Origin of the sequence: Paenibacillus polygoni (assembly GCF_030263935.1) — a bacterium.
GTDB classification, from domain to species: domain Bacteria; phylum Bacillota; class Bacilli; order Paenibacillales; family Paenibacillaceae; genus Paenibacillus; species Paenibacillus polygoni.
In genome coordinates this window covers 735,973-750,246 of the sequence record NZ_CP127162.1, presented here as the reverse complement: position 1 = coordinate 750,246, position 14,274 = coordinate 735,973, and the positions used below count along the sequence as shown (strand labels likewise).

10 protein-coding genes are annotated in these 14,274 nt (G+C 40.9%); 3 read left to right on the top strand and 7 right to left on the bottom strand.

Annotated elements, in window-relative coordinates; all coding sequences use genetic code 11:
* Nucleotides 1-2 precede the first annotated feature (2 nt).
* On the top strand, nt 3-752 hold the full coding sequence (locus QPK24_RS03545; RefSeq protein ID WP_285746221.1) for a class I SAM-dependent methyltransferase: 750 nt from the start codon (nt 3-5) through the stop codon (nt 750-752).
* A 147-nt stretch (nt 753-899) separates the two neighbouring features.
* Here the strand turns inward: QPK24_RS03545 and QPK24_RS03540 are convergent, their stop codons facing one another.
* From QPK24_RS03540 to QPK24_RS03520, 5 genes are all read right to left on the bottom strand, one after another.
* Nucleotides 900-2,429 carry a glycoside hydrolase family 32 protein gene (locus QPK24_RS03540; protein WP_285746219.1) on the bottom strand — a complete coding sequence of 510 codons (1,530 nt, stop codon included), beginning with the start codon at nt 2,427-2,429 and terminating at the stop codon, nt 900-902.
* A gap of 157 nt (nt 2,430-2,586) precedes the next feature.
* Entirely contained in the window at nt 2,587-4,218 is a 1,632-nt protein-coding gene (locus QPK24_RS03535; RefSeq protein ID WP_285746217.1) for a glycoside hydrolase family 68 protein, read from the bottom strand.
* A 104-nt stretch (nt 4,219-4,322) separates the two neighbouring features.
* Nucleotides 4,323-5,600 carry an ABC transporter substrate-binding protein gene (locus tag QPK24_RS03530; RefSeq protein ID WP_285746215.1) on the bottom strand — a complete coding sequence of 426 codons (1,278 nt, stop codon included), beginning with the start codon at nt 5,598-5,600 and terminating at the stop codon, nt 4,323-4,325.
* Between the two features lie 30 nt (nt 5,601-5,630).
* A complete protein-coding gene (locus QPK24_RS03525) occupies nt 5,631-6,827 on the bottom strand; it encodes a helix-turn-helix domain-containing protein (RefSeq protein ID WP_285746214.1) in 1,197 nt (398 codons plus the stop codon).
* Nucleotides 6,805-8,613: a sensor histidine kinase gene (locus tag QPK24_RS03520; RefSeq protein ID WP_285746212.1), complete on the bottom strand. Its 1,809-nt coding sequence runs from the start codon at nt 8,611-8,613 to the stop codon at nt 6,805-6,807. Before QPK24_RS03520 ends, QPK24_RS03525 begins: the two co-directional genes overlap by 23 nt.
* Before the next feature lie 401 nt (nt 8,614-9,014).
* On the opposite strand from QPK24_RS03520, the gene guaD reads away from it, so the two are divergent.
* Nucleotides 9,015-10,379, top strand: a complete 1,365-nt coding sequence (gene guaD / locus QPK24_RS03515) for a guanine deaminase (protein WP_285746210.1) — start codon at nt 9,015-9,017, stop codon at nt 10,377-10,379.
* Nucleotides 10,380-10,418: 39 nt separating this feature from the next.
* Nucleotides 10,419-11,771: a uracil-xanthine permease family protein gene (locus tag QPK24_RS03510; RefSeq protein ID WP_285746208.1), complete on the top strand. Its 1,353-nt coding sequence runs from the start codon at nt 10,419-10,421 to the stop codon at nt 11,769-11,771.
* A gap of 101 nt (nt 11,772-11,872) precedes the next feature.
* Here QPK24_RS03510 and QPK24_RS03505 read toward each other — a convergent pair whose 3' ends face one another.
* Both QPK24_RS03505 and QPK24_RS03500 read right to left on the bottom strand, forming a co-directional pair.
* Nucleotides 11,873-12,346: a hypothetical protein gene (locus QPK24_RS03505; protein ID WP_285746206.1), complete on the bottom strand. Its 474-nt coding sequence runs from the start codon at nt 12,344-12,346 to the stop codon at nt 11,873-11,875.
* 162 nt (nt 12,347-12,508) lie between these two features.
* Nucleotides 12,509-14,059 carry an acetamidase/formamidase family protein gene (locus QPK24_RS03500; protein WP_285746204.1) on the bottom strand — a complete coding sequence of 517 codons (1,551 nt, stop codon included), beginning with the start codon at nt 14,057-14,059 and terminating at the stop codon, nt 12,509-12,511.
* Nucleotides 14,060-14,274: the final 215 nt, after the last annotated feature.

Below are 14,274 nucleotides of genomic sequence, written 5' to 3'. Positions count from 1 at the left end.
CAATGAATACACTCGAATACAAAGATTTTTATGATAAAGTAGGAAAACGCATTGGCTGGGATTTTAGTAAGATGAAATGTGTCTCCGAAGGATTACCGTGGGACTTTTATAATGAAGTAACAAAAGTAACGAAGAAGTCAGATCTCCTGCTTGATATCGGAACGGGCGGCGGCGAAGCAATCCTCTCCATCGCGGATGCTGCACTCCTTCTCGTCGGGATTGACCGTTCCACAGGAATGATGGAGACCGCAACTAAAAATGCGGTAAGTTCCGGCATACCTAATGTCCGTTTTCTGCAGATGGATGCAGAACAGCTTGATTTTCCTAACCATTTCTTTCAGGTCGTCTCTTCTAGACACTCATGCTTCGATCCAAATGAAATCGCTAAAGTGTTAGCTCCAGGCGGTATTTTTCTAACTCAACAAGTAAGCGAAAATGATAAAGTGAATATAAAAGAGGCATTTGGGAGAGGTCAGGCATTCGGTAAGAAAAACGGGACTTTAAAAAATCAGTATATTACGGAACTAAGGGAAGCTGGCTTTACGGATATCAAGGCCGTTGAAGCTAGCGTTACCGAATATTATCAGACGCCGGAAGACTTATTGTTTCTTCTGAAGCATACGCCGATTATTCCTAACTTTGGAGAAACCGAAGATGATTTTCAAATCTTGGAGCAATGGATTAGGGACAATCAGACCGACATAGGAATAATGACCAATTCATCACGATTTATGATCACAGCTCGGAAATAAAAATACTCAGGAGAGCATAAAAACACTCAAGAGATCATAAAAGCGCTCATGATAAAAAGGGTACTCGTGGGGGTACTCGCATAAGTCCCCCGTCCCTCTTTGACTGTAGACAAACTAGCTTTGCCTAGTTTGCTGCGGTCTTTTTTCTTATTTCATCTTGTTAAAATGCTTGATGACTACATTGCTAAAAACGGCAGTCCCGCCTTCTGTAAAAAGGGTAATGGCTCGATCACCTGCATTTGGAAAAATTTCATTCGTAAAAGCGACCCTGCCATCATCAATAAAAACTTCAATACTTGTTTTATCAACGAGGATTTTTAAATGCACCTTCTTGTTGTTCCCATTAAATGGTGCGGTACTTTCTACATATCGGTTACTCTCATCAGGATGCCCTGTTGAAGCTCGGTTCACATAAGAATACTCGCCTTCTACAAAAACACCGACGTCTACATGGCGCGTCTTATCACTGGATTCTCGAAGTCTGAGTCCTACATTCTTCATCTCCGACCAAGAGATATCTGTCTCCAGCTGATACATGTCTCCTGTTACATTAAGTGTTGTAGAGCCATCCACTTCGATATGTTCAAATGCATCCGCTGAACTTGTTAACTCCTCTAATACTTCAATGGGTTGGGATACTAAATAGTACTTGTTATCTCCTTCTGCCTGTAGCTTAATCTGACGGACAATGGAGTCTGTACCGTTAAAACCTTCTTCGAGGGTAGGTGTAACCTGTGCGTAATCCCAATTATTCATCCAAGCTAACGCATACCGATGATTATATGGATCTCTTTCCACTCCGTCTTCAAACGTTACCGCACCATACCAGTCAAAACCGTAATCGAGCCACTGAGGCTCAGTCTGATTCGGGATAAACTGTTCACCATCAAAATCTCCAATCCAATAGGCATACGTATTCGGTTGACCAGTAGATTTGCCGTTGGCACTGACACCAAGAACCCACTTTAGGTTGCCATCATCCGCTCGTAACTGATAAAGATCAGGACATTCTAAAACTCCGATATTTTCGGCATGGAAACTGCTTGTATAATGCCATTCTTTCAAATTATCGGACTCATAAAATCCAATTTTTGTGCCTTCTGCCAGCGTCATCACCCATTTATGTGATTCATGATCCCATATTACTTTTGGATCTCTGAAATCTTTCACTCCCGGATTCGCGAGAACAGGAGTATCTTCATACGGTTGGAACGTTTGACCGCGGTCTGTACTGTACCATAAAAATTGTTCCTGCTTTCCTTCATCTGCCGAGGGCTGTGTCAGGATTGCTACAATTGCACCTTCACCAAACCCTGCTGTGTTTGTATCATCTATAACAACTGAGCCTGACCATGGGTCTCCATTTTGGTTCGTGTATTTGGGAATGGCAACGCCTTTATCTTCCCACTCCACTAAATCTACAGAAGTCGCATGCCTCCATTCTGTACCGTTTCCCTCAGGATAATCTCTATTATAAAGATAATAGTAATGGTATTCTCCATCAAAATAGATCGGCTTCTGAGGGTCGTTTTTCCATTTATCAGGCACGGTAAAATGATATCCGGGACGAACACTTCCCTCTGGAAACGGATGAATAGTAGCTTCCTTATCGTTATTAACTGCGGTATAAGTGATTAGTGCTAATGCGATTAAACAACAAGCGAAAAAAATGAACATCCCCGTCTTACTTCTCCTCAATTTCTCAATTACATTCAACTATATCCCCACTTTTGCCTCTGAACTATTGCTGTTAAAACCCATAGATAAAAAGAAAGTAAATGCGATATAGAATCCGCATTTACTTTTCACTACTTACATTTCTTTTTTATTTGGTTTATTTTGAATGGTTATGGTTTGAGTTACCATTTCCGTTTGAGTTACCATTTCCATTTGAGTTACCGTTTGAGTTACCATTTCCATTTGAGTTACCATTTCCGTTTGAGTTACCATTTCCGTTTGAGTTACCATTTCCGTTTGAGTTACCATTCGGTTTGTTTGGATTATCTGTAGAAATTGTAATTTGACCCTGCTCTAGAATGCTGTCCTTCACTACAGAAGTTGTAGAATTCTTAATGTTCAATAAGAAGCTTGGCGCAAAAGTAGAGTGATGATCTTCAAAGAATCCTCTGTTCGTCATGTAACTTGTGATGACTACATTATTACCTTTCACTTGTGGAATTGCGAAGTGAGCATATGTCCAAGTAATATCATTAGGATCTAGATCTTGATGCAGTACAAGTCCAGTACCGTTCAGTGGTTTATAAGGACCCGTTAATGAATTAGATACATACCCTAGCAGGTAGATGTCTTCATCATCGATTCCATCAATGTACATTTTAGATCCTCTGGAACTTGTGAACAGGTACCATTTACCTCTTAATTTAAATACATTCGGACGCTCAATTTCATCTGTAACGGTATTAGAAGCGATCAGAGGTTTCAACTCTTTTTTGAATGTATAATCATCATTAAGTTCAATAATACCAAGTGCTCCATTCGCGATTTCCGCAAATGCTCTTACTGGGCTTTCCAGCAGTTTCTTTCTTTCCGCTTCGAAGAAAGCTTTCGTTCCACCGTAATAAGCTGGATTATTGAGAGATTCTGCCCCTTGATATCCTGTCTTTTTCCCTGTATTTGCTTCAAACACAAGATATTTACGACCTTTGTCCTCTACGTAGTGAGGATCTCTTAAGGTATGGTTATCGTTGTAGTCACCTTGGCTAAAACCAGTAGATTCCACGTTTTGATAGATCTCGCCGTCTTTTCCATCATAGATCGATTTAAGATCTTCTACACCATCAATCTTCAGCGTGTTTTTATTTGGCGCTGATACATTGACTTGAGCTGTAGTCAAAATTTGTTTTCCGTAAAAACCGCGTTCTGGAGCCCATGCTTGGCGATTCGTGTAGAACAAGCGAATTTTACCATCGGAAGTCATTGTTGCAGATCCAGACCATTCTTCCGCTTGATCGTTTAGAAGAGTGTCGCCTGGTACAAGTTTATCGCTATCTTTAAATACTCGGCCGGCATTCTTCCAGCTGGAAAGCGAAGTTTCGCCTGCTTTTTTATAGAACATGTAAATGAATGTATCTGATCCACGTTTTGGGTCACCCGCTAAAGCAAACACAATTTCATACCCTTTGTAGTTCGCTACAGTCCCATCCGCATTTTGCAGCGGCCAAGAGTCCCAAACGTCCATTTCAATTTTATTGCCGTTCTCATCATATTTCACTGCTGAAGGAATGTTTTGAATCGTGGACGCATCAAATTCAGGAACCTTAAATTGTTCACTGTTTTGTTGTGCAGGTATTTTCAGCATATCGGCACGAGTGATATGGGAAAATCCGTATGTTTCTCCTGCATCCGTATTGTTTCCTTTTGCGAATGCCAATGTCCCGCCGCTAACCAATAAAGAAGCGGACAAGGATAGTACTACTGATTGTTTCATCATCTTTTTAAAATTCATAACTGACTCCTCTTTTATAAATTAACTTTAAACTCATTGTAATAAAAGCGGGTCATCTTAAACATGTCTTACATTGATGCCTTTTGCGGCTTATATTGATTTGTCTATTTCTTCGTATACTTTTCCCATGAAGATTGAAGCTCATCAAGCAGCTGATCTCTGCTTATCTGCTTCCGAACATAAGCTTGCATCGCAAAGCCGAACTCATCTCTTGTCGCTTCCGGAAATTTAAACCAATTCCAGGACAAGGTTTTTTTATCCTCTACATAACGCATTAGATCCTTCGCGAGTGAATCTGAGTCATTTGTTTCTATATTTTTAAATGCAGGAATAAAATGAAATTCTTCTCTCATAAACTTTTTCCCCTGTTCCGAAGATACCATCCAGTTCAAAAACTTCTTTGCTTCTTTTTTCTCTTCGGGTGAAGACAGCTTATTCACAGCCCAATTATTCGAAACTCCAAATGGCAGAGCATCATTTTCCTCACGATCATTAATCGACATAGGGATAAATCCAATATTTATATCAGGTGATATTCCCTTGATTTTAGGCTCCACCCAGTTGCCCTGTTTTAACATCGCTGATTTACCTGTTGCAAACCGCTCCACCTCGGTATTATAATCAATCGTCTCATAATCTTGGTTACCATACTCCATGGTGAGGTCCAGCATTTGAATGACATCCTGGATCTCTTTATTCCCACGGATGGTCTGTTTCCCTTCATTTAAGGCCTCTATAAAAGCGTCTGGGTTGTCCTGCTGAGCAAAAGCAATATTGAGCATAAGGATATAAAACCAATTATCTCCGTATCCCACGGTAAAAGGCGTGATCCCTTCGGCCTGTAATTTTTCAGCTGCCTCTTTTAATTCGGTAAATGTAGTAGGAAGTGTATCAATCTTGGCCTTAGCAAAAAGGTCTTTATTGTAGATGAAGCCGTAGCCTTCAAAATTGATCGGTATTCCATATATTTTCCCATCTATTGTCATCGGCTCAAGTGCCTGATCATAGGCTTGATCCACCCATGGCTGATCCGATAAATCCTCTAGATACCTTTGCCATGCCTTAGCTTCTTCATAACCACCGTTTGGAAAAATATCAGGGCCTGCATTAGCAGCAAATCTCGCTCTCAATTCCCTAAGGTAGCTTGCACCCCCGCCATAAGTTAAAACTTCAACGTTTACATGTGGATTTTCCTTTTCGTATACCTCTGCCATCTTCTCGAACTCGGTCGCAATCTCTACTTTGGGATTCAGGATCTCTAAAGTGATTGTCTGTTCTGCTTCGAGAGGTTTTGCTTCCTTCTGTGAAACGAGGTCCCTTCCACATGAACAAAGAGACAGGGTAATAAACCCTGCCATAATCAGAATTCCTATTCGCTTCATGTTTCCTCCATTACTTCTGCTTGTCTATACTTATACATTCGCCATTCTGACTTCGCTGGTTATCCTATTTTTCCGCTCCACATTTCGATATTCAATAGGTGTCATACCTACGTGCTTTTTAAACAATTTAGAAAAATAAATTTCATCTTGGTATCCGAGCTTCAGAGCAATCGAGTACATCTTCTCGTCCGTTTCAATTAACCACTGTTTTGCTTGATTAATTCGTAACTGGATTACGTAACTCGAGAGTGTCACCCCTACCTTTTGTTTGAATCGCCGCGAGATGTGTTCACGGCTTAGGAAAAACCGGGTGGACAGCTTATCCAAACTTAATTCTTCTGTATAGTGTTCTTCAACAAAAGTCACAATATCTTGCATGCGTCTTGCATCATCAAGATCTGCTAAACGGTGAATTGCTCTGTAATTTTGTTCTGCCATAGACCTCTGTGCAGATTGATAGGAGGAAGCAATCTCTTGTAATGAACGGATGGAATACCCACTGACCAAACGTACGGGAATATCAAACTGTTGTGTAATCCATTCTTCCACCTCAAAGAACTCACCCACTACCGATAGAATCATACTCACATGCGGGTCATTCTGCAGGGTATATGCATTCCCCAGTCCTCGAGCATCTAGTTCACGGCTCAGATGCTGTATGTAAGGTTCCGAGTGATGCGTTTGATGAAAATACAATAACGTAAGATCGTACGCATCCGCTTGTGGAAGAGAGGAAGCAATTGCATTCAAATCGAAACTTTCTCCGTGACAAGCGGAGGTAATCTCTCTGTTCAAACGAAATGATTTTACCTCTTCATAAAAACCGGATTCTACATTGCGGCGTTCTTCCTCTTCCAGTTTCCAGGCATTTACCGCTCTTGTTAAAGCTTCATTCAATAACTGATCTTCGATCGGCTTCATTAAATAATCGACGCATCCATGCTGTAACGCTTTTCTCATATAAGAATAGTCATCAAATCCGGAAATCATGATTACTTTCCCCGGGTAAGATATAGTTCCCAGCCATTCGATAAATTCAATACCATTATTCTTAGGCATTTTCACGTCGGTCAGAATAATCTCTGGACATTCCAGATCAATAATCCGCTGCGCTTCGAACCCATTTTTCGCTTCAAAAATTTCTGTGATTCCATGTTTCTCCCACTGTCCCAAGAAACGAATGATTTTTCTTACATTATTCTCATCATCTACGATAAGAGCCTTCATGTCTTACTCCTCCTTCATACTTAAGTGGAATCACCAGCCGTACGGAGAACCCTTCTCCCTGCAAGTTGTCTACTGTGATTCCTGCTGACTGATCGAAATGAAGAACCAAGCGATCATGAATGTTTTTTAAACCGATATGTTGTAGTGCATAGTTCTCTTCACTTACGACTGCATAAATATTATTTCGTAATAATTCCAGTTCCTCCGCTGTCATACTATTTCCGTTATTTTCAACGACTAGATGGATATTCTCGCCCTGAATTTCGCCGTATATATGTAAGCAGGCTTGTTCATATCCTTTGTCATAGCAATGTTTAAAAAAGTTTTCAACGAGTGGCTGCAAAATCATACTCGGAACGGGCACTTTCAGAATTTCTTCTGGAATCTCAAGTGAGTAACTAAAGTCATTTTGAAAACGTTCCTCTTGAAGATGCAGATAGGCTTTGACATACTCTACTTCACTTTGAATCGTTGCTTTTTGATCGACTCGTATAGAGTAGCGCATCATTCTAGATAGAGAGTTGATGAGCTGGTAGACTTTAGGTGAATCAGATAGAAGAGCAACCGTTGCAATAGATTGCAGTGCATTAAATAGAAAGTGCGGATTAACCTGTGACTTTAATGCCCGATGCTGATTCTTTCTATTTTCTATCTCAAGTTTGTATTCCCGGTCAATATGTCGATTAATTCGGTTCATCATATCTTTGATATTTCGCTCCAGGATCCCAATTTCATCCTCTCGTTTATCGTTAAATGGAGCATTCAGATTCTCTGCTTCTATGCTTTGTACCTTTTGGCTGAGCAGTTTGATCGGACGTGTAACATAGTAGGAAATAACGGCTACCATAATCATACCGAGACCTCCCACAAGGACACCAACCATAATGTTGGTATAGGCTGTTGTTCTCACGCTCTCAAATAATAATTGACTTGAGGTGATTTTTGTAAAATACCAATCTTCAATTGGCACTTGAAGTGAATTAGTAAAAATAATATTTCCATCAGAAAATGTTGTTCCAGATGAAGAAGAATAAATAATATTTGCTAGTTCAGCCGGAACTGCCCTGCCTGTCCAGTTATCTTCACTCGTGTATATAATGTGCCCCTCGCTATCAGACAAAACCACCGCTTCATTTTTTGCAAGCACATGATTTGCCAGACTCGCGATTTGGTCCAGATCCATATCTATTGTAATGATTCCAAGAAACTCATTCGTCAGGGTATCCATAATTTTGTGGTGTATGGTAAGTACCATCGTTTGATCAGATTCTGGCAAAATGGAAGTATTGTTATAGTTCACAATTGGATGAGGGGGCTCAATAACATAGTGCACTTCTGAATCCATGAGCTTCTGAATGGAGGCTTGTTTCAATAGTTCCGGATCGCGTTTGCCCGAACTAAGCATAGCGTTATAGACGGAATAAGAGGTCTGTTCTGCTTCGATATAAAATCGAATCTGACGAAACTCACTTCTCATCAGGTAAAAATGAATCATATCTTTTTTAATATCACGCAGTTTTAGATAAGGTGAGTCTTCAAATCCCGCTTCAAAGAAGCGAAATAAATCCGGATTTCGATATAAGAGATAAGGAAGACTCAGAATTTCATCAAAATATGCTGCTAAATCCATAGATGCCTGCTGCATCTGCTCTGTGCTGTTCTGGAGTTCATGCCGCTCCACGTTTTCCTTTGTCTGCCGATAGACCAGAAGGACGGAGAGGAAATAAGGAAGAATGATAAATACAAGCAGCAAGATTAGTAAGCGATTCTGGATGCTCTTCAACAATACATACTCCTTTATATGAAGACATGTTCTAATGTCTAGTTGATTAAAATGGTCGGTGTATCCAAATAAATACTTGCTGCACGCAGCAAGTATTCACAAAGAATTCTACTATTCTCATAGCCATAGTTATGACGTGTTTATGTGACACTCACCCGATCTATTACAACTGTCTCCGGACAAACTTTTACGATTCATTACCCAATTCGAATTCAGATGAAACAACGCACCCTATTAAAAGTTCACTAGATGGGGTATTTAAAACCCTCAACCGGCCAATGGTAATTACCATTACTGCTCACAAGACGAAACTTCTCCCTGACAGTCTATTATTATAGACTAATCATTTTTCACAGATTATAATAACAAAATACATCATAAAAACGAACATTAAGGCGGTAAGTATGAAGAATTATAAGCAAATATTTCAAGGCACTGCATTTACCAGTAAGTCTCCTAAAGAAATTGAGATCTTAAAAAATCACCTTTTCTGTATTAATACAGATGGAATTATCAAAAATATTGTAGCGCCTCATGACGCAGAATATCAAACCATACTAGATGCATATCAAGGAAAACCTAACTTCCATTCCCTAGAGGAAGGGCAATATTTCTTGCCTGGTTTTGTCGATCTGCATGTACATGCGCCGCAGTGGGCTCAATCAGGAACTGCGCTAGACATCCCGCTATATGATTGGTTACACACGTACACCTTTCCGCTGGAGTCTAAATTCTCGGATCTCGATTTTGCGAAGGAAGTTTATGATGATGTGGTAAGCACCTTGCTGGCTAATGGAACAACCACTGCTCTTTACTTCGCCACGGTACACAAGGAAGCAAGTATTCTGCTTGCAGAAATCTGCGCTAGTAAAGGTCAGCGTGGTCTCGTAGGGAAAGTCGTCATGGATGACCCAGAAGGCAATCCAGAAATCTATCGGGACGCTAATACTGAGACAGCCTTAGCTGATACGGAAGAATTTATTATCGCTGTACAGGAACTAGCCAAAACAACTAAACAAGGCGTTTATCCTGTCGTGACACCAAGATTTATTCCAAGCTGTACAGATGAAGGGTTAAAAGGCCTCGGAGAGCTTGCAGCGAAATACGATACCTATGTTCAGTCCCACTGCAGTGAAAGTGATTGGGCACATGGTTATGTACAAGATCGTTTTAATAAAAACGATGCTTTTGCTCTGAATGATTTTGGCTTGCTTCGTGATAAATCGGTCATGGCTCATTGCAATTTCCTGGATAACGATGATGTCGAATTATTCGCTGAGACCGGAACGGCGATCGCCCATTGTCCTGTGTCTAATGCTTATTTTGCGAACAGCGTCATCCCTGTTAAAGAGTTCCACTCCAAGGGTGTTGAGATCGGCCTCGGATCTGATATTTCCGGAGGCTTCTCTCCAAGTCTGTTCGATAACATAAGACAAGCGGTCATTTCATCCCGAATGCTGGAAGATGGTGTGAATCCTAGCATTCCTGCGGAGAATCGCGGCGTTCCGGACTCACGGATTACAGTTAACGAAGCATTCTATCTGGCGACAGCCGGCGGCGGAGAAAGCCTCAGCCTGCCGATCGGTCGTATTGAAGAGAATTATGTATGGGATGTACAAGTTATCGATACGAAGTTACCTACGGCTAGATTGCCTATTTTTAATGAAAATGAAGACTTACATGATGTGTTCCAAAAAATGATGTACCTTGTACGGCCTGAACATATCCGTGAAGTTTGGGTACAAGGCGAGAAAGTTCATACACGCTAAGCATTGAAAAAATAGAGAAAATCCGGGGTGTGCATCAGAGTGAAAACACAAGTAGAGCATCAAGGTAATACTGAAATGAAGTCGCAACATCTAACTGTCTTACCCGATGAAAAAGTACCATTTTTAAAATCTGCTTTCCTAGGTTTACAACACGTACTGGCTATGGATATCTATGTGGTGCCTTTTCTGATCGCAATATTACTTGGATTACAATCCAATCAGTCGAGTGCTTTGATTCAATCTACTTTTATTGCTGCGGGGATCGGAACGATCGTACAATCCTACTTTTGTATGAAACTGCCTATGGCCCAGGGACCTTCTTATGTTCCGCTGGGTGCGATCATCAGTATTTATGCTGCTAGCGGCGGCGGGGAATTAGGTTGGAGTTCCGTGCTGGGTGCAAGTTTGGTCGGTTCGCTGCTTGTGATCGGACTAGGATTTACCGGTGTTTATAATACGATTGTCAAAAACTTCATTCCGCCTGTCGTAGGCGGTACGATTATCTTTAACGTAGGACTTTCACTACTGCCTGTTGCACTGCAAGATAATATTTATGATGCTTCCGGTGCTACCATTCAGCAAAATGTTCTGCTAGCACTGATTACTGGTGCTGTACTTATGTTTTTCGTTATTCTCGGTTCTCTTTTAGGTAAAAAAGGTGCTTTCTTCCGAATCACATCCGTACTTATGGCATTAATCGCTGGATGTATTGCAGCAAGCTTTATGGGCGTTCTGGATTTTTCAGCAGTCGCTAATGCGAAATGGTTCAGCATGCCGCAGATTCCTTTTAAAGATTTCGGATTTTCTTTCAATCTTTCAGCGATTATTACAATGGTCATTGTTTATCTCGTACTCATGGCAGAAACAACAGGTACTTGGTTTGCCATCAGTAACGTCATTGATCGGCCGTTAACGGATAAGAATATTAACCAAGGTGTAGTAGGCGAAGGAATCAGCTGCCTGGTTGCTTCCCTGCTCGGTTCGACTCCGGTTACTGGTTATTCCACAAATGCAGGAATTATTTCGATCACCGGTATTGCAAGCCGCCGCGTCTTTCTCGCGGTAGGAGGATGGTTTGTCCTCTTCGGTTGTCTCAGTAAACTTGCAGTTCTCATCTCTTCGATTCCATCAGCAGTTATCGGCGGCGTATTCGCCATCATCTGCGGAATTATCGCTATTAACGGACTGCAAGTAATCAAGAATCAAACCATGGGCGAAAAAGAAATGTATATTATTGCGATTCCGATGATTTTCACACTTGCTTTAGTGCTCATTCCTGATGAATTCTTATCTTCCATGCCTACTTTCGTGCAGTATATCTTGGGCTCTCCTATTCTGGTTGCCTCGGTTACCGCGATTGTTCTTAATAAAATACTGCCGAGTGCAAAGTAAGATAGAATACTATACCAATTTAAAAATGTATCTAATTTATACTCTTTAACTTCAAAACGCGTAAGAAGCTGCTCCATACGATTAGCTTCTTACGCGTTTTCCTATTCTTTTACCTGCGCTACTTCACCATCACTAGTGAAATAATACCAAGTGTCATAATGATCAACGACGGCCGGGTCCGTATTCGAACCATAGTAGCTCGCCGTATACTTGGAATCAGTCAACTGCTTGCTGCCTAGCGAAAAAGAAATTTCCACATCTGGATATGAAAAATTTCGTTCAGCATGCTCTTTTACAAATAGTCCCTTTACGATTCCTTCCTGAACTTCACTGCTCAGAAAAAAATTACGACTGTCCTCGAAAATTTGTCTCTTTTCATCCTCATTATTTATCACGTAACGAAATACCATTGTCGTCTCCGTAAACAGGATGGACAGCTCTTCTATATTTTCATAGGTGGACAGCATACGTTCTTTAAACACTTTCACTTTATCGCTACGAATTTCTTTACTAGGAGCACATCCCGTTACTATAAGCAATGTACAGCAAAGCAGGATGATAATAGACTGACGCATGCCACCCCCTCCTTCAATGGTAAAAGAAACTTTCTTAGATAAGTATATTATTCCCGGTCGAACCGATCATTCCTTCGAAAGCTTTCATTGCATCGAAGTGTATTCGATAATTAATACTTTCTCTTCGCCCCCACGTTGAAACAGCAATCCAACGGTTATCGTTCACATCTTGATGGTCATTTTCGCTTTATAAAAACTCACAAAATACTCGCTAACTTGAGCCTGTTTATCTATCATTTCAATAGGTGCAATCAACTGAATCTTCTCTCCATTAAAATCGGCTGTCTTTTCTCCTATTTCCGCCGTCAGCGTATTCCCGTTATAACGGATGGTAATCTTTCTTGCTGCTGGCTCCCATTCCACGACTGAACCGAATTGCTCAAAACTTGTGCGCAGCTGCACGAGTTTACGCTCTGATTCTCCAAACACTTTTTTCTGAATTACCGCATGAATGCCCCAGTTGGCATCCACGACTTGTGTTATGCCGAAATCGGTGGATATGGACATAAAAGAGTATGCTTCATCTTCGGTTAAGTTCATTCCTTTCATCAGGAAAGCCTTCGTCTTCAAGGCCGCATCTTTCATTGCTTTGTCAATGGATGATTTATTATAAATATCCTGCTGAGCATTTTCTCCCAGTTCTTCTAAGTAGTTCGCATAGCTGAATCCATGGATGACCCACTCGTTCTCATTCTCAAGCAGCGGGAAGTTAAGGTCACTTAACTTGTTATTTAGCGATGCTTTTTTATGTAAAATAATCTGAATATCGCCTGTTAATGAAGTTTCAATTGCAGTTCCATTCAGTTCTGAATCTCCTTGCCCCGCATGCGGATCACCGATAGACAAGAGTGCTCCAGGAACAGAAACGGGATAGTACATGGTAGCTCCTTCGGTAACACGCCAATCATCAATATTACCGCCATAATAGGATGGAGGAACGGAGTTCACAATATCTGCTTCTTTTGGTGCTACACACATCGTTCCAAAGTGAAGTCTTACCGGAATCTGAACATCTTTTAATACGTCATTGTTTCTTTCAATTGTATTCGGATCAACGATAAGGCCGGGATAATCCATCGTCTGATGTATTTTTCCATTCGGATCTGTTTGAGGTGTCCATTTATAACTGTACAATCCTTTTGCATAGTCTGTTCCCCCAGCGGAATCCATCTCATAGATCGTTATCACTTCACGCTTCATTGGTTCTTCGATCATCTCACCGTATAAGTACCCCCATTTTGAAGCAACATTGGCACCATAGGTCTTACCTGCATACTGCTCATTCCCATTTGGACGCAGCTTCATATCGAGTATCTTTACTTCAAGTACATCTCCAGGCTCTGCTCCTTCGACGGCAATGGGCCCTGTCATAATATGTACACCCGGTCCACGATTTTCCACATTTTGTTCTGTTTCGTTCCAGTGATAAATATCCTCTACTCCTTCATCCCCTTGGATCATTCGTTCATAATCATCCCCAGAATGATGGGTCACTGTCTCGACGGTAACCATATCCCCGGAGTTTACGGTAAGGACAGGCTTGCCTACTCCGATGTTCCCCCAGCGGATATTATCTGCATTTGCTGCGAGATAGTGGGTTTTAGGGATACTGCTCACCTTATCTGCGTTAGCATTACTAACTCCATAACTGGGATTGACCAAAAGAAACATGGATAAGGCAACATAAAATTTGCATAAATGACGTTTTTTCATAATTCATCCCCTCAATATTTAGTATATGTTACTTTTTCTTACTTAATATGGGATTGATTATATCAAACGGTTTTTCCATGAACAATATAAACATTTTTATTAGGCTGAATTTAATTTTTGATCAACTACTTTGTTTTCGAAGGGTTCTAAGCATGAAGAAAGTGATTAAGAGACGGAAATACGAGTATGTGAGCTTTTCTAAAATGTGGTTTGAG